The sequence below is a fragment of the Phenylobacterium immobile (ATCC 35973) genome (assembly GCF_001375595.1).
In the GTDB taxonomy this organism is placed as follows: domain Bacteria; phylum Pseudomonadota; class Alphaproteobacteria; order Caulobacterales; family Caulobacteraceae; genus Phenylobacterium; species Phenylobacterium immobile.
This window is the reverse complement of record NZ_CVJQ01000001.1, coordinates 1,392,943-1,409,429: the sequence shown is the minus strand read 5'-3', so window position 1 is coordinate 1,409,429 and position 16,487 is coordinate 1,392,943. Positions and strand designations below refer to the sequence as shown.

The 16,487-nt window shown below is 66.5% G+C and carries 15 protein-coding genes and 1 pseudogene; 10 read left to right on the top strand and 6 right to left on the bottom strand.

The window, feature by feature from the left end; genetic code table 11:
- The first annotated feature begins 8 nt into the window (after positions 1-8).
- Both BN1313_RS06880 and BN1313_RS06875 read left to right on the top strand, forming a co-directional pair.
- Positions 9-1,424 (top strand): M48 family metalloprotease, encoded by a 1,416-nt coding sequence (locus BN1313_RS06880; protein WP_091738247.1) that lies wholly within the window; start codon positions 9-11, stop codon positions 1,422-1,424.
- A 35-nt stretch (positions 1,425-1,459) separates the two neighbouring features.
- Positions 1,460-2,182 carry a DsbA family protein gene (locus BN1313_RS06875; RefSeq protein WP_245620123.1) on the top strand — a complete coding sequence of 241 codons (723 nt, stop codon included), beginning with the start codon at positions 1,460-1,462 and terminating at the stop codon, positions 2,180-2,182.
- A gap of 3 nt (positions 2,183-2,185) precedes the next feature.
- Here BN1313_RS06875 and BN1313_RS06870 read toward each other — a convergent pair whose 3' ends face one another.
- Positions 2,186-3,364, bottom strand: coding sequence for a BaiN/RdsA family NAD(P)/FAD-dependent oxidoreductase (locus BN1313_RS06870; protein ID WP_091738241.1), 1,179 nt, complete (start codon positions 3,362-3,364; stop codon positions 2,186-2,188).
- A 45-nt stretch (positions 3,365-3,409) separates the two neighbouring features.
- Between BN1313_RS06870 and BN1313_RS06865 the strand changes: the two genes are divergently transcribed.
- Positions 3,410-4,171: a pseudouridine synthase gene (locus BN1313_RS06865; RefSeq protein WP_091738237.1), complete on the top strand. Its 762-nt coding sequence runs from the start codon at positions 3,410-3,412 to the stop codon at positions 4,169-4,171.
- Here BN1313_RS06865 and BN1313_RS06860 read toward each other — a convergent pair.
- Positions 4,168-5,817, bottom strand: coding sequence for a sensor histidine kinase (locus BN1313_RS06860; protein ID WP_091738235.1), 1,650 nt, complete (start codon positions 5,815-5,817; stop codon positions 4,168-4,170). The two genes, BN1313_RS06865 and BN1313_RS06860, sit on opposite strands and share 4 nt — an antisense overlap.
- Before the next feature lie 221 nt (positions 5,818-6,038).
- On the opposite strand from BN1313_RS06860, the gene BN1313_RS06855 reads away from it, so the two are divergent.
- The gene (locus tag BN1313_RS06855) at positions 6,039-8,267 is read left to right on the top strand and encodes an ATP-binding protein (protein ID WP_091738233.1); all 2,229 of its coding nucleotides are present in this window, start codon (positions 6,039-6,041) and stop codon (positions 8,265-8,267) included.
- A 4-nt stretch (positions 8,268-8,271) separates the two neighbouring features.
- The gene (locus BN1313_RS06850; protein ID WP_091738230.1) at positions 8,272-8,715 is read left to right on the top strand and encodes a response regulator; all 444 of its coding nucleotides are present in this window, start codon (positions 8,272-8,274) and stop codon (positions 8,713-8,715) included.
- Positions 8,716-8,718: 3 nt separating this feature from the next.
- On the opposite strand, the gene BN1313_RS06845 is transcribed toward BN1313_RS06850, so the two are convergent.
- Together BN1313_RS06845 and thiS are read right to left on the bottom strand one after the other, a co-directional pair.
- On the bottom strand, positions 8,719-9,516 hold the full coding sequence (locus BN1313_RS06845; protein WP_091738228.1) for a thiazole synthase: 798 nt from the start codon (positions 9,514-9,516) through the stop codon (positions 8,719-8,721).
- A 2-nt stretch (positions 9,517-9,518) separates the two neighbouring features.
- On the bottom strand, positions 9,519-9,719 hold the full coding sequence (gene thiS, locus BN1313_RS06840; RefSeq protein ID WP_091738225.1) for a sulfur carrier protein ThiS: 201 nt from the start codon (positions 9,717-9,719) through the stop codon (positions 9,519-9,521).
- Positions 9,720-9,796: 77 nt separating this feature from the next.
- Between thiS and BN1313_RS06835 the strand changes: the two genes are divergently transcribed.
- The 4 genes and pseudogenes from BN1313_RS06835 to aat all read left to right on the top strand — a co-directional run.
- Positions 9,797-10,240: a type II 3-dehydroquinate dehydratase gene (locus BN1313_RS06835; RefSeq protein WP_091738222.1), complete on the top strand. Its 444-nt coding sequence runs from the start codon at positions 9,797-9,799 to the stop codon at positions 10,238-10,240.
- Positions 10,241-10,249: 9 nt separating this feature from the next.
- A complete protein-coding gene (accB, locus tag BN1313_RS06830) occupies positions 10,250-10,720 on the top strand; it encodes an acetyl-CoA carboxylase biotin carboxyl carrier protein (RefSeq protein ID WP_091738218.1) in 471 nt (156 codons plus the stop codon).
- A gap of 4 nt (positions 10,721-10,724) precedes the next feature.
- A complete protein-coding gene (accC, locus tag BN1313_RS06825; protein WP_091738215.1) occupies positions 10,725-12,074 on the top strand; it encodes an acetyl-CoA carboxylase biotin carboxylase subunit in 1,350 nt (449 codons plus the stop codon).
- Positions 12,075-12,082: 8 nt separating this feature from the next.
- Positions 12,083-12,781: pseudogene (gene aat / locus BN1313_RS06820) on the top strand (leucyl/phenylalanyl-tRNA--protein transferase); the annotation flags it as partial.
- On the opposite strand, the gene BN1313_RS16840 reads toward aat, so the two are convergent.
- Both BN1313_RS16840 and BN1313_RS06810 read right to left on the bottom strand, forming a co-directional pair.
- A complete protein-coding gene (locus BN1313_RS16840; protein ID WP_245620122.1) occupies positions 12,679-13,473 on the bottom strand; it encodes a DUF2155 domain-containing protein in 795 nt (264 codons plus the stop codon). The pseudogene aat and the gene BN1313_RS16840 overlap by 103 nt on opposite strands.
- A 19-nt stretch (positions 13,474-13,492) precedes the next feature.
- Complete coding sequence (locus BN1313_RS06810) at positions 13,493-13,906, bottom strand: NADH:ubiquinone oxidoreductase subunit NDUFA12 (protein WP_245620121.1); 414 nt, start codon at positions 13,904-13,906, stop codon at positions 13,493-13,495.
- Between the two features lie 192 nt (positions 13,907-14,098).
- Between BN1313_RS06810 and BN1313_RS06805 the strand changes: the two genes are divergently transcribed.
- Positions 14,099-16,459: a TSCPD domain-containing protein gene (locus BN1313_RS06805; protein ID WP_091738206.1), complete on the top strand. Its 2,361-nt coding sequence runs from the start codon at positions 14,099-14,101 to the stop codon at positions 16,457-16,459.
- Positions 16,460-16,487: the final 28 nt, after the last annotated feature.

Sequence of the window (16,487 nt, the reverse complement as noted above, 5' to 3'; positions counted from 1 at the left end):
GTTTGCACATGCGCCCCCCTGCCCGGTCCCTTTCCGTAAAGGTCCGTAAGCTCGCGCTGGTCGGGCTGACGGCGCTCACCTTGGTGCAATCTGCGGCGCCCGCGTTCGCGCAGGAATCGCAGTCGCTCATCCGCGACACCGAGATCGAGGAAATCCTCCACCGTGAGGCCGACCCGATCCTGACCGCGGCCGGCATCGACCCGAAGAACGTGCAGGTTCTGCTCATCGGTTCGAAGGAGCTCAACGCGTTCGCCGCGCCCAAGACCATGGGCATCAACACCGGCCTGATTCTGCAGACGACGACGCCCAACGAGCTTGAAGGCGTCATCGCTCACGAAGTCGGCCACCTGGCGGCTGGCCACAGCTTCCGATCCGGCGACATGCAGGCCGCCGGCATGAAACCATTCCTGCTGACCATGGGGCTGGGCATCCTCGCGGGACTGGCTGGCGCGATGGACGCCGCGGCCGGCCTTGCCTCCAGCGCCGGATACTTCGGCACGCTGGGGGCGCTCGGCTATAGCCGCGAACAGGAATCGCGGGCTGACCAGGCGGGGGCGACGCTGCTGGAAAAGGCTGGCAAGTCTGGCCGCGGCCTCGCCGACTTCTTCGACAACTTCCGCTACCAGGAGGTCTTCGACGAAAGCCGCCGCTACGCCTATTTCCGCAGTCACCCGCTATCCTCGGATCGGATCGAGGCGCTGCAACGGCGAGTGTCGACGCTGTCGCACTACAATGACGTCGACACGCCGGAGGCTCTGGCCGAGCACGCGGTGATGAAGGCCAAGCTGGACGGATTCATCAATCCGCAGACCGCGATTGTCACCTACCAGGAGACCGACCGAAGCTACCCGGCCCGATACGCCCGCGCCATCGCCTATTATCAGATGAAGGAGCCAGACCGGGCCCTGAAGCTGATCGATGCGCTTCTCGAGGAGCAGCCGAGCAATCCCTATCTGTGGGAACTGAAAGGGCAGATCCTCTTCGAATACGGTCGAGCCAAGGAAGCCGAAGCGCCGCAGCGTCGGTCGGTGGCGCTGAAGCCAGACGCGCCCCTGCTGCGGGTCAATCTCGGCCAGACGCTGATCGCCTTGGACGACAAGACCAAGATCGAGGAGGGCGTCGCGGAGTTGAAGCGTTCGCTGGTGCAGGATCCGGAGAACGGCCTGGCCTGGCGCATGCTGGCCGAGGCTTATGATAAGCGCGGCGAAGACGGTTTGGCGCGCCTGGCGACTGCCGAATACAGCTTCAGCATCGGCGACGAGGTGAACGCACGGATCTTCGCCATGCGCGCTCGCGAACGGCTGAACCGCAATACGCCGGAGTGGCGCCGCGCCACCGACATCGTGCTGGTCTCCAAGCCTAGCCGCGAAGATCTGAAGGAACTGGCCAAGGAAGGCTCCGTCGCCTCCGTCCAGGTCCGCTAATCCCCTCGCCTATGCCTCTCTTGCCACGGAATCTCATGAGCCCGCTTATCCTGCTCGCCGGCGCGACCGCCGCCCTCTCCCTCGCCGGCTGCCAACCGTCGCAGGACGCCGCCTTCGGCGAGAAGGTGCGCGCCTATCTGATGGCGCACCCCGAGGTGATCCGTGAGGCCGTGCAGAAGTTGAGCGAGAAAGAGCGGATGGCCGAGGCTCAGCAGTCCGGCGAACTCATTGAAAAACATCGCACAGCCCTGGAGCGCGACCCCCGCGACTTCGTAGCGAACCCCGACGGCAAGATCACTGTGGTCGAGTTCTTCGATTACCGCTGTGGCTTTTGCAAAACCGCCGCGCCGGAGATTATCGCCCTGATCGCCGAAAACCCGGACGTGCGGTTCGTATTCAAAGAATTCCCGATCTTCGGCGAAGTCTCCGACACGGCCGCGCGGGTCTCGCTGACACCGCAGGTCAAGGCCAAGGGTCTCGAGGTCTACAAGGCGATGATGGCCGACAAGGCTCTGAACGAGGCGGCGATCGATCGTCATCTGGCCGCCGCTGGCCTAGATCCGGTCAAAATCCGGGCCGACGCCAAGGCCCCGTCCATCGTCAAGCAGATCGCCGAAGTGCGGGCGTTGGCCATGGCCATGAAGATCGAGGGCACGCCGGCCTTCATCGTCGGCGACACCTTCATCGGCGGCGCGGACATTCCGTCGCTGAAAGCCGCGATAGCGGTGGCCAAGGCCGACGCGGCCCGGAAAACCTAGGGGTCAGACCGCCTGGCCGGCGCACCAGCCGCTAGCCCAGGCCCACTGGAAATTATAGCCGCCGAGCCAGCCGGTGACGTCGACGACTTCGCCGATGAAGTGAAGGCCAGGCTGCTTCGTCACCGCCATTGTGCGCGGGTCAAGCGCGCGCGTGTCTATCCCGCCAAGGGTGACCTCGGCCGTCCGGTAGCCCTCGGATCCCACCGGTTTCACGCGCCACGCGCAGACCGCCTCCGCTAGCGCGCGCAGCTTCACGTCCGACTGGTCGGCCAAATTGCCGTTCAGGCCCTGGCTCTCGACCATCAGCTGGGCCAGACGGCGCGGCACGAACTCGCCGAGGACGGTATGGACGGCGCGCTTGCCGTTGGCCGCGCGGGCGGCGCGCAGCGTCTGGAAGAGATCGGTTTGCGGCGCCATGTCGACCACGATCTCCTGGCCCTCGCGCCAATAGGACGACGCCTGGAGGATCGCCGGCCCGCTAAGGCCCCGATGGGTGAACAGCATCGCCTCGGCGAATTTCACACCGCCGGCGGCGACGACCGCGTCCACGGCGACGCCAGCCAGCGACGACAAGCGGCTGAGCAGCCCTTGCTCGAAGGTGAGCGGCACGAGGCCTGGTCGCGTCTCGGTCACCGGCACGCCGAACTGCGCGGCGACCTGATAGCCGAGGCCGGTCGCGCCCATCTTCGGAATCGACTTGCCGCCGCTGGCGATCACCAGAGCCTGGCAACCGACCGGCGATCCACTGGCGCGTAGGGTGAACCCCTCGCCGCCGCGAGCGATATCGGAGACCTCGCACGAGAGGCGCAGCGTCACCCCCGCTGTGCGCATCTCCTTGACCAACATGCCGACGATCTGGCGGGCGCTGTCGTCGCAGAACAGCTGGCCAAGCGTCTTCTCATGCCAGGCGATCCCGTGCCGCTCGACAAGCGCCACAAAGTCGCGCGGCCGGTAACGGCGCAGCGCCGAGGCGTGAAACTTCGGGTTCGCGGTCAGAAAGCGATCAGCTGCGGTATGGATATTGGTGAAGTTGCAGCGGCCGCCGCCGGAAATTCGGATCTTCTCGCCGGGCGCCGCAGCGTGGTCGACCACCAGGACACAACGCCCACGCTTGCCCGCCTCAATAGCGCACATCATGCCGGCGGCGCCGGCCCCGATCACCACGACATCAAACTGTTCCACGCTGCGTCTCTTGCCCGGCTTCGTCCTTGGGGGCTAGTCAGGCGGATGGCCTGGACCCGCGTCTATGACGAAGCCGAACCGCAGCGCGTCAACAGATGGCTGGCGCAGAACGGCGTCTGCTCGCGCCGCGAGGCCGAGGGCCTGATCGCCCAGGGCCTCGTCAGCATCGACGGCCAAACCGTGGAGGACGCCGGCCGCAAGATCGAACAGGGCCAGACGCTGACCCTGTCCGACAAGGCGGAGCAGACCCTTGGCCAAGCCCTGACCATCATGATCCACAAGCCGATCGGTGTGGTGTCGTCGCAACCCGAACCCGGCCAGGTTCCGGCCGTGCGCCTCCTCACCAAGTCGGCGCTCGTCGGCAAGGCCGAGACGATTCCCGGCCGCGACAATCGCCTTGCGCCAGTGGGCCGGCTCGACATGGACAGCCGCGGCCTCCTGATCCTTTCCGAGGACGGGGTCGTCGCCAAGGCGGTGATCGGGCCGGAGTCGGAACTGGAAAAAGAGTACCTGGTCCGCGTGCAAGGGGACCTGACCAAGGAAAAGATCAACAGCCTACGCCATGGCCTCGCCCTCGACGGCCGCCAGCTGAAGCGCGCGCGCGTCGACAACATGGGCTCCAACAAGTTGCGGTTCATCCTGACTGAGGGCCGCAACCGTCAAATCCGGCGCATGTGCGAACTCGTCGATCTGACGGTGATCGACCTGCTGCGGGTGCGTGTCGGCCCCATCCTGCTGGCGGACCTGCCGGAAGGCCGCTGGCGGGTGCTGACGGCGGACGAACGCTCAGCCCTTATCGGCCGCTAATTCAAGCGCGGGCGGCTGCCCCTACGCGTGCGTGGCGGCGGATCGCTGGCGCCCGCCGTATCGAACACCACCGTGCCGCTGTGGCCCTTAACGCGCAGAGCATTCAACTGATCGGTCAGATAGGCGATCGCGTCGGCCTGGGTTTCGAACCACGCCAGCACCTCTTCGCCATCGGCGACGGTCCAACTCTCCCCATCGCGCGAAACCCGGAAGCGCGTCCCCTTGGCCTTGAGCACCGAGTGCGACAGTCGCACGCCAAGCCGGCACACTACGCCTTCAGGGGCGTAGTCGATGTAGGCCTGGCCACCCATTTCAGCCGCCAGACTGCGTTGGATCAATCGGCTGCCAAAACCTTGCCGCGACGGCGGCGTCACCGGCGGGCCCCCGCTTTCACGCCAGGTGATCTCGAGCTCCGGTTGCTCAGAGCTGTCCTTGAAGCGCCATTCGATCCGCACCCGACCCGTCGGCCGCGACAGGGCGCCGTACTTGGCCGCATTGGTGCAGAGTTCGTGCAAGGCGAGCGCCAGGGCGATGGCGATGCGCGGCGACAATCGCACCGACGGTCCTGAAAGGTTGATGGCCGGTGGCCCGCCAAAAGGTTCACAGGCCCGCGCGGCGATCGGCGTCAGATCGGCGCCTGACCATTGTTCGCTGGTCAGGACGTCATGGGCGGCGCTGAGCGCCAGAAGTCGGCTGTCTAGATTGTCGCGAACGGCCTCGGGCACCGCGCCGCCTCGGATTGTCTGCCGCGAAATCGACTGTACGGTCGCCAGCGTATTCTTCACCCGGTGGTTCAGTTCATCGATCATCAGGCGCAGGTGTTCTTCCGCGCGGCGCCGCCCGGTCACGTCCATCGACACGCCACTGATCGACAGAGCGCCACCGTCGCCGCCGTAGGCCACCCTGCCGCGCATCAGCAGCCAGGACTCGCGGCCATCGGATCGGGGCACACGGACTTCCACATCGTAGTCCTCGCCGCGCTCGATCGCGCGCGCCATCGCAGATTTCGCCCGGTCCTGGTCCTCGGCATGGATCGCCGCCTGGAGGTCGTCGAACGTGAAGCCCGCATGCGGGTTTCGCCCGAAATTGACCTTGCAGGAGGCGGAGCATTCAAAGCCGCCGTTGACCAGATCCAGCCGCCAGTGACCAAGCCGGCCGGATTCCAGCGCCAGTCTCAACGCCGTGTCCTCGGCGGTCAGGACCGCCTCGCGGCGGACCGCTCCGGTGATTTCCTGCCCAATGAACAGCACGCCCGCAACAGCCTCGCCATCCTCGATGGGATTGGCCGAATAGGTCCAGTAGGCGTCGGTCAGCACGCCGTGTCGGTGCATCGGTATCCGCCGGTTCTCGCGCCAGGCCGCGCCTTGTCCGGCTAAAACGCGGGCGAACTCCGGCTCCAGGATGGGGTGCGACTCGGGGAACGCGATGCGCAGCGGCTGGCCCAGCGCACGCGGGTGCTTTTCCGGTCCCAACGATTGGCGCAGAGCGTCGTTGTAAAAGAACACCATCTGCGGCCCCCAAAAGACGGCCATGGGATGGGCGGCGCTCAGCATGGTCGCCACCGCCTGGCGCAGGCCCTGCGACCAGATCGCGGGAGCGCCCTCAGGGCAGGTCGACCAGTCGTGTCGCAGGAACAGGGCGTCCATTTCCCCGCGAGCGGAGAAGGGGCGCGAGTCGCTTGGGCTAGGCTGGTCCAAATTCACCAGAGACGGTCTCCCGATCTCATGCGCTGAAGGGTCGCATCCGCCATAAAGGGATGCTGCAGCGCAAGGAAAAACAATGACTCAGCTTTGGTTGACCAGCGCTTGCGGACATAAACATTCGTTATCAAAGCCGCGCAGCGGCGATCGGTCAGGGAGCAGGACCCGTGAGCCAGCCTAGCGGCGAGACCGCCATTGATCTCGATGCCTGCGCGGCCGAACCGATCCGCATTCCCGGCGGCGTACAACCACATGGCGCTCTGTTGATCACCGCATTTGATGGCGCTGAGGTTTTGCATGTCAGCGCAAATCTCGCTGACGCCATTGGGGTTCCGTTGACGGCGGGAGATCGTCTGGACACAAACGCGGACCTAGCGCTCTTGGCCGCGGAGCTTACTGCGCTGGGCCCGCGGGATCCCGTGCTGGCACGGACGCTTCGGGTGAGCGGCCACATGTTTCATGTCTCAGCCCATGCCACCCACCAGGGCGTGATCGTGGAGTTTGAAGACCCGCCCGCATCGGAAGACCAGACGCTGGCGGCACTCTATCCGCGGCTTCGGCGCTTCATGGATGATCTGGCGGGCGCCGCAGACGTCACGTCCATAGCCGAGGCGGCGGTGAACGAGGTGTGGGCCCTGACGGGTTTCAACCGGGTCCTCCTGTACAGCTTCGATGCTAGGGGCGTCGGCGCTGTCCTTGCGGAGGCCTCCGACGGCGTCTTGCCGTCCTACCTCAACCTGAAGTTTCCCGCGGCCGATATCCCGGCCCAGGCCCGGGAGCTCTACAAGCTCAGCCGCATCCGGTTGATCCCGACGGCGGATTACCAGCCCGCCCCGCTCATCCCAGCGATCAGCCCGATTGATGGCGCGCCTGTCGACCTCTCCCGCGCCGCCTTGCGCAGCGTCTCGCCCGTGCACCTTGAATATATGCGCAACATGGGCACGGCCTCATCCATGTCGATCTCTATCGTGGTGGAGGGCGAGCTCTGGGGCCTGATCAGCGGGCACAGCGCCGCCCCCCGCGCTGTAAACCCTCAGGTCCGGTCAGCCTGCGATCATCTGGGCCAAATCCTCTCATTGCAAATCGAGGCCCGCGAGCTGGCCAGGCGCTCGTCGGAGCGATTGCGGCTTTCTGAAATTCAGGGTGATCTCCTGACCCAAGTCGCCGCCGCAACGGCCTATGATCAAGGTCTCGCCGAGAATCCCGAGGCCTGGATGGCGGTGGGCGGGGGCGCCGGCGCAGCCCTTGTCGGCCAGGACCGCGTGATTTCTGTCGGCGTGACGCCTCCCGCAGACGCCATCCTGGACCTCGCCCGTCGGCTCGCTGCGGAGAGCCAGCGTGAAGTCGCCCTTGAAAGCATCGCCGATGCGTGGCCGGACGCCCAGGTGGACCCTGACGAGGCGTCCGGCCTGCTCGCTGTTTCGATCTCGCAACTCCACCCTGACTACCTGATGTGGTTCCGCCCACAGGCGTTGCGCACGGTCAACTGGGCCGGCGAACCTGCAAAGGCCGTCGAGATCGGCGAGCGACTGCATCCTCGCCAATCCTTTGAACTCTGGAAGGAACAGGTTCGCTTGCGCGCCCTGCCCTGGACCGCAGAAGAGATCGACAGCGCACGGCGTTTCCGTGCGGCGATCCAGAACTTCGTGCTCCGCCGCGCCGAAGAGCGTGCTGAATTGACCAATCGCCTGGCCGAGACCAACCGTGAGCTGGAAAGCTTCTCCTACTCGATCAGTCACGACCTGCGCGCGCCCTTTCGCCACGTGGCCGGATTCGCAGATTTGTTGGCCGAGCGGGTCGGACAATCCATCGACGCAACGTCCCGCCACTATCTGGCGACGATCCGCGACTCAGCCCTGACCGCCGGACGTCTGGTCGACGACCTCCTGGCCTTCTCGCAACTCGGGCGCAACAGCCTGGCGCCCGGACGCGTGGATGTGCAGCGGTTGGTTCAGGACGTGCGCCGCAGCCTGGCGAGCGACGTCGCGGGACGCCGGATCACGTGGAAAGTCGATTCCCTCCCCAGCGCTTGGGCCGATCCGGCGATGTTGCGGCAAGTGTTCGTCAACCTGCTCGACAACGCCATCAAATACACCCGCGGACGCGACCCCGCCGTCATCAGCATCACCGGCGAAGACCTACCGACGGCGACCCGCTACACAGTACGCGACAATGGCGCGGGCTTCGACGCAGCCTACACACACAAGCTGTTCGCCGTTTTCCAGCGCCTGCACCGGGCGGAGGAATTTGAAGGCACGGGGATTGGGCTGGCCTTGGTGCGTCGGATAGCCGAACGACACGGGGGCTCGGTCTCGGCTACGGGAACCCAAGGCGAAGGTGCGAGCTTCACCATTGTGATTCCAAAACGGGCGACGGCGGTCGCCGAGGAGCGATGAACGTATGGCTGACTTGCGGCCGATTCTGCTGGTTGAAGACAATCCCCGCGATCTCGAACTGACCTTGGCGGCGCTCGCGAAATGTCAGCTCGCCAATGAGATCGTGGTCGCCAGGGATGGCGCCGAGGCGCTGGATTTCCTTTATGGGCGCGGCCAGTTCGCCGAACGCGACGCCGGCGACCCGGCCGTGGTGCTGCTGGATCTCAAGCTGCCCAAGGTCGATGGCCTGGAGGTGCTGGAGAAGGTCAAGAGCGACGTCACCAAGCGGCAGATTCCTGTGGTCATGCTCACGGCGTCGCGGGAGGAGCGCGACCTGCTCCGCAGCTACGAACTTGGCGTGAACGCCTTCGTCGTGAAGCCCGTCGATTTCAACGCCTTCTTCGAGGCCATCCAGGATCTCGGCATGTTCTGGGCGATCCTCAACGAACCGCCGCCGCAGCTGGCGTGAGCCTCAGATCAAGCCGTTAAGCGGCGAACTTGCGCTCGCGTACAGCCGCTTGCCCATGCGCCCGGCCAGGTAGGCTTCGCGCCCAGCGATAACAGCGTGCTTCATGGCGCGGGCCATGCGGATCGGGTCCTTCGCCTCAGCGATCGCCGTGTTCATCAACACGGCGTCGCAGCCCATCTCCATGGCGACGGTCGCGTCCGAGGCGGTGCCGACACCGGCGTCGACCAGGACGGGAACCTTGGATTGCTCAATGATCAGGCCGAGATTCAGCATGTTCTGGATGCCCCGACCCGAGCCAATGGGGGCGGCGGCCGGCATGATCGCTGCGGCGCCGGCGTCTTCCAGCTTCTTGGCGTAGACCGGGTCGTCGGTGCAGTAGACCATCACGGAGAAGCCGTCCGAAATCAGCAACTTCAATGCGCGCAGCGTTTCTTCCATGTCGGGCAGGAGGTGTGCGGTGTTCGAAAGCACCTCCAGTTTCACCAGGTCCCATCCGCCGGCCTCGCGGGCGAGCCTGAGCGTGCGCACCGCGTCCTCGCCAGTGAAACAGCCCGCGGTGTTCGGCAGATAGGTGAAGCGCTCCGGCTTCACATAGTCGGCCAGCATGGGCTGGCTCGGATCGGCAAGGTTCACCCGGCGCAGGGCCACCGTGACGATCTCGGCGCCAGCGGCTTCAGCTGCGGCGGCGTTCAGGGCGTAATCGGCGTACTTGCCGGTCCCGACGATCAGCCGCGAAGTGAAGGTGCGACCGGCGACGGTCCAGGTTTCATCGGCGGCCTTAGCCTCGGTCGTTCCGTCCATGGTCAGCCGCCTCCGATGAAATGCACGATCTCGATACGGTCGCCGTCAGCGATCGCATGGCCCAGATAGGTCGACCGGGGCACGATCTCCAGGTTGCGCTCGATCGCCACCTTGCGCGGGTCTAATCCCAGCGCTTCCACCAGGCCAGCCAGGTCGCCAACGCCCTCTATGGTGCGCGCCTCGCCGTTGATGATCAGATTCATGACCCTGTCTCCAAGGCGTGAGCTTGTGACCCGCAGCGCCCACCGTTACAAGACGGCGGAATCGACGGCGGAGCGCAATGGCGAAACCGATCTATGTTCTGAGCGGCCCCAATCTCAACCTCCTGGGGACGCGGGAGCCCGAGATTTACGGCCGGCAGACCCTGGAAGACATTCGCGTCCTCTGCGAGGTGCGGGCGGCTGCCTTGGGACACACCATTGAATTCCGGCAATCGAACCATGAGGGCGTCCTGATCGACTGGATTCAGGAAGCCCGCACGGAGGCCTGCGGCCTGGTCATCAATCCAGCCGGCTATGGCCACACCTCTGTGGCGATCCTCGACGCACTCAAGATGCTGGCGGTGCCGGTGATTGAATGCCACCTGTCGAACCCTGCCGCGCGCGAGGCGTTTCGGCGCGAAACCTATGTCTCCCTGGCCGCGACTGGCCTGGTGTCCGGCTTTGGCGGGAAGAGCTATGAACTGGCCGTGGAGGCCGCGGCTCACCTGGCCAGCGTGAAATAAGGAACTGTGATGCCCACTACCCCTAAGGCTTCCGCCGATTCGATCGACGCGCAGCTGGTCCGCAAACTAGCGGATATCCTGACCGAGACAGGACTGTCGGAAATTGAGATCGAGCACGACGGCCTGAAGATTCGCGTGGCCAAGACCCTGACAGCGGCGGCGCAGACCGTGGCCTATGCCCCCGCGCCGGCCGCCGCAGCAGCGCCCGCCGCCGCCGCCGTCGAGACTGCGCCCGCGCGCGCCGCCGGTGAGACGGTTAAATCGCCGATGGTCGGCACCACCTACATGTCGCCGCAGCCGGGCGCCGAACCCTTTGTGAAGGTGGGCGACACCGTCGTAGCTGGCCAGACGATCATGATCGTCGAGGCAATGAAGACCATGAACCCGATCCCCGCCCCCCGTGGCGGCAAGATCGTCGAACTGCTGGTCGCCGACGGCCAGCCGGTCGAATACGGCGAACCTCTCGCCGTCATCGAATAGCGCGATGTTCGAAAAAATCCTGATTGCGAACCGCGGCGAGATCGCGCTTCGCATCCACCGCGCCTGCAAGGAAATGGGCATCTCCACGGTGGCCGTCCACTCCGAGGCCGACTCCGGCGCCATGTGGGTGCGCCTGGCGGACGAGAGCGTCTGTATCGGCCCTCCGCCGGCCGCCAAGAGCTACTTGAACATTCCACAGATCATCGCGGCCGCGGAGATCACCGGCGCTCAGGCGATCCATCCGGGCTACGGCTTCCTCTCCGAAAACGCCCGTTTCGCCGAAATCGTCGAAGCGCACGGCTACACCTTCATCGGACCGCGGCCTGAGCACATCAAGCTGATGGGCGACAAGATCACCGCCAAGCAGGCGGTGAAGGACGCAGGCATACCCGTGGTGCCCGGCTCGGATGGCGCCGTGACCACCGAGGAAGAGGCCTTCGAAGCCGCCAAGCTGATCGGCTTTCCGGTGCTGATCAAGGCCGCCGCCGGCGGCGGCGGACGGGGCATGAAGGTCGCCCAGACCGAGGACGATCTGGCGGAGGCCGTATCCACGGCGCGTTCCGAAGCGCTGGCCGCCTTCGGCGACGGCGCGGTCTACATGGAGCGCTACCTCCAGACGCCACGGCACATCGAGATCCAGGTGATCGCCGACAGCTTCGGCAACGTCTGCCACTTGGGCGAACGCGACTGTTCACTGCAGCGCCGCCACCAGAAGGTTCTGGAAGAGGCCCCCTCGCCCGCCATCACGCCGGAAGAGCGGGCGAAGATCGGCAAGGTTGTCGTCGATGCCGTCCGCGCCATCGGCTACCTCGGCGTCGGCACCATCGAGTTCCTGTACGAGAATGGCGAGTTCTTCTTTATCGAGATGAACACCCGCCTGCAGGTGGAGCATCCGGTCACCGAGGCCATCACCGGCATCGATTTGGTACGTGAACAGATCCGCATCGCCGCGGGCCTGCCGCTGTCGTTCAGCCAAGACGAAGTGGTCTTCGAGGGCCACGCTATCGAGTGCCGCATCAACGCCGAGAACGCCCGCACCTTCGTACCCTCGCCAGGCCTGGTCACGGACTTCCATGCGCCCGGCGGCCTGGGCGTGCGCCTTGATAGCGCGCTGTACGCCGGCTATTCGATCCCGCCCTATTACGACAGCCTGGTGGGCAAGCTGATCGTTCACGGCCGGGACCGGGCCGAATGTATCGCCCGGTTGAACCGTTGCCTCAGCGAGATGGTGGTGGCCGGCATCGACACAAACATCCCCCTCTTCCAGGAACTGTTGTTGCAGCCCGACATCCGCGAGGGCGCCTACAACATCCACTGGCTGGAAAACTGGATGAAGGCCCAGGCCCAGGCCTGATTGCGTCCCTGATGGAGACCTTCGGTCCGTCCGAGCTCCTGTCCTGCTACGCCAACGGCGTCTTTCCGATGGCCGATGCGCGGGACGACGACCGGATGTTTCTAGTCGACCCCGAGTGGCGCGGGGTGCTGCCGCTCAAAGGTTTCCACGTGTCGCGCAGGCTCGCGCGGAAAGTGCGCGCGGACCCCTATGAAGTGCGGTTTGACACGGCCTTCGCCACCGTCGTGGCCCTGTGTGCGGAACCGCGCCCCGATCATCCCGAGACCTGGATCAATCGGCCGATCGAACGGCTCTACGGCGAATTGCACGCGATGGGCTTCGCCCACAGCGTTGAATGCTGGTCGCAGGGCCAGTTGGTGGGCGGCCTTTACGGAGTGGCGCTCGGCGGAGCTTTCTTCGGCGAAAGCATGTTCAGCCGGGCGACCGACGCCTCAAAGATCGCTCTTGTCCATCTGGTCGCGCGGCTGATCGACTACGGCTTCGTCCTGCTCGACGCCCAGTTCATGACGGAACACCTGGCCCAGTTCGGCGCGCTGGAGCTCTCGCGCGCCCAGTACCGGCGGCGACTGAAGGCGGCGCTGGCGGTGGACGCGCGCTTTTGGCCTCAGCCGATCGGGTCTTCCGCTGGCGGCGGCTCATCGATCGGGTCCGGTGCGGGCGGTGGGGCCACTGGCGTGGCGGCCGCCGGCGGCGTGGAGCGCACCGGCGGCCGGACGACGGCGGGCGGCGTCACCGGTGCGACCGGCGGCGTAGGTGTCGCCGCGGGCGCTGGTGGGGGCGGCGGCGCGGCCTTGGCCGCAGGCGCGGCCGGCGGCGTAACACGACCTGGCGCAGGCGTGGCGGCTCTGCAGAGCATCAGCCAGGCGTCATAGACGGGATGCTCGAGCGGGTGGACGCCGGGCGACGAGGCGTACATCCAGCCGCGATACACCTGGCGCGGGGCCAGCAACGGCTTGCCCGGCGCCGGTCGCGGCTGGGATTCGACCGTCAGGTAGGCGATGGAGTCGTCGAAGGCTTCATCTGGCGCTGAGCGTTCGCAAGCCTTTACCGTGAAGATCAGGCCCTTGAAGCGGACGGGTTGACCCACCCGGGCTTCGAAGCGGATGGATTCAGCCGTCACCTTGTCGATCGCCCGGATCACGGCGACGTCGTAGCGCGCCCGGCGTGCCGGCGCAGCGGTAGGCTTGGCCGCCACGACCGCGGTCGGGCGCGGCGCGGGCGCTAGATCCTCAGGCGGGATCGCTGGAATGGCCAGGGGCGCGGGCGTCGGCACATCGACGGGCGGCGCTTCCTCCGCCGGCGGGACCGGGGCGGGTTGCGCGGCGACAAGCCCAACGGCCGACAGCGCGCCGGCCAGCGCCAGCCCGCCGCCGATCAAGGCGAGACGATGGGAGGCCATGACTCGACGCACCGGCCTTCTAATTAGGCGTCCAGGCCTCATAGTCGCCAGTCGCCTTCTGCCGTTCGCCGCCACGGCCCAGCGCGCCTTGCGGCTTGTACGCGTGCACGGTGCCGGACATGTTAGGAAGGTGGTCCTTCTCCCAGGCCTTGACGACGAAGGGCGCCGTGGTCGGCGGTTCGGCGAAGGTGTGGTGCAGCCAGCCATGCCAGTCGGGCGAAACCTTGGACGCCTCGGCATAGCCGTTGAAGATCACGTAACGACGCTTGCGGCTGTCGTAGCTGTCCTTGTTGTCGCGGGCCTCGTAGTACTTGTTGCCCATCTCATCGGTCCCGACGAGGTTCGCACGGCGGCCGATATGGAACTTCGCGCCCACCGAAGCGCCGTTCCACCAGGTGGCCCAACCGACCAGCGACTTCAAAAACTTGGACAAGAGATTCCGACCCCGCGGTAAGCGTTGATGCGGCCGGAACATAGCCGCCGCGTTCCCTAGCGTCCAGCCGCGCCGGCAGGCGCACCGAAGGCGCACTCCATGACAAGATATTGTGGACGACCCACGTCAGAACCCCATATCTATTGATCAGCCTTAGCTTCTGACCCTAGTTTTAGGACCAGGGAGTCGAACATGGCCGAGACCGACGCATCGCATGTCATGAGCCGGCGCCGGCTGGAGCTGGCGGACCGCGTCATCGAGGTGCTAGCGCCGCCTTCCTGGACCGACGCGCGCGTGGAAGCCTGGCTCGACTGGGCGGGCCCTGGCGACGACCTCGTCGAAGCTATCGCCCGCAAGGCCGAGGCTATGGCCGGCGGCGACGCGGACCTGGCGAGCGACCTTCTAACGGCCATGCTGGCGGGACGTATCGCTTTCAGCACCGGCCAGTCAAATGTCAGCGTCATCGACAGCAGCGAAAGCCGCACCCTCGACGCCGTGGTCGCGGGGCTCCGAGGGCGCGAGGCGGCCTCAGCGGCCAGCTTCGCTCTGGGTCAGCGTCTTCAGGCCGTGATGGATGCGGTTTTGCGCTGCGAAGGCGACGAGACCGCCTGCGCCGACGTGAGCTGCAATGCGAGCCTGGCGCGCGCGGCGCGAGCTGCGCGCGACGCCGGAGCCCGCGACGCCATGATCCTGGACGCCATATCCCTGGCGCGCGCAGGCGAGTCTCTCTGGACGTGCGCCCTGCCCGCCCAGCCTGGTCCCGGCCTGTCCATCGCAGCAGGTCCGTCGACGCCCGCCCTCGTCCGGACCGTCTGGTCCAGCGACACCATCATCAGCGCGCCAGATCGAACGTCCGCTGAAGCGATCGCCGCCGCCGCGCGCTCGGACCTTGCCGCCGTGGCCCTGATGGGCTGCTTCGTAGACGCCCGGTTCAGCGAGAGCCTGTTCCACGACACCCTTCGCACGGCCGCCGCCGGCCAAAGCCGCGGCGTGATCGCGCTCGCGGGCGTCGGCGACTGGCTGGCGGCGCAGGCCCTCGACTACGGCGCGCCGGCGGGCCGCGACGCCGCCGCAGCGCTCTATGCGACCGCTGCAGAGGCGCTCGCTGGATCAGACGTCGGCCTGGTGGTCGCCGAGGACCCCGCGCTCGCCTTGCGACTGGGCGCTGGCGATCTGGGCGCTGGCCCCTGGTCTGGACCGCTAAGCCTCGCGCAGACGGATGACGGCCATCTCCTTTCGAGTATATCTGAGGCCGCGCTGCTGGGGTTCGCCGTCGCGGGCGTGGACCGCGATGAGGCGCGCACAGCCCTCTTAGGCCGGCGCGATCTGGCGCACGCCAAGGCGATCAACACCGCCAGCCTCACGGCGCGCGGCTTTACCGGCCATGAGATCGCCTTGGCCCAAGGCGCGCTGGTCGGCGCCCACCGCCTATCCGACGCGTTCGCGCCCGCTGTCATCGGCGAAGGATTTGTCCGCGATGTCCTGGGCGCCAACGCCGAGCATCTCGCCGCCATCGACATCGATGTCTTGGCCTTGGCCGGGTTCAGCCCGGCTGACATCGCCGCGGCCGAAGCCGATCTCCTGGGCGACCCCCTAGCCTCGTTCGGGGCCGCCTTCGCGCCGCAGGACGAACTGGCCCAAGCCGCCATGCTGGCCGCCATCGCCCCGCACCTCAGCGCCCCGCCGGTGCGCACCATCACCCTGTCCTGGGCCGCCGGCCCAGACGCTGTGGCGGCTGTGTTGGCGAGCGGCCAGGCCGTCCGGGTTCGGCGCGCTGATCCGCCCGCCGCCCTGGAGCTCGACCTGCCCGCCACCGACGCCAAGCCCGCCCGGGATTTCAGCCGCGAGGCTGAACAGCCGGCGCAGCCCGCCGAGCGGATCGTCGAGCGCATCGTTGAGCGCGACAGGTCGCGCCGCAAGCTGCCCGACCGCCGCAAGGGCTATATCCAGAAGGCGGCCGTGGGGGGCCACAAGGTCTACCTGCACACCGGGGAGTACGACGACGGCGAGCTCGGCGAGATCTTCATCGACATGCACAAGGAGGGCGCCGCCTTCCGATCGCTGATGAACAATTTCGCCATCGCGATCTCGATCGGCCTGCAGTACGGCGTGCCGTTGGACGAGTTCGTCGACGCCTTCGTCTTCACCCGCTTCGAGCCGGCGGGCCCGGTCACCGGCAACGACACGGTGCGATCGGCGACCTCGATCCTCGACTACATCTTCCGCGAGTTGGGGGTTTCCTACCTGGCCCGCAACGACCTCGCGAGCACCGACGCGCTCGAGCATAACGCCGATGGCCTGGGCGCAGGCAAGCCCATCACGGAGGACGAACCCCAGCCCGCGTCGCGCTTCATCTCCCGCGGCTTTTCGCGCGGCGCGGCGCCTGACAACCTGGTGTTCCTGCCCTTCGGCGCGCGCAGCGAACCCCGCGCCAGCTTTGGCCCGGCCGATGTGTGCGCCGCCTGCGGCGACATCGCTGTCACGCAAAAGGGCGCCGCGCGGTCGTGCGAGACCTGCGGCGCCCCTTCGGATCGCGCGGACCTCGGGGGTTAAGTCCCCGAGGGCGCGCAATGTGGTCGAC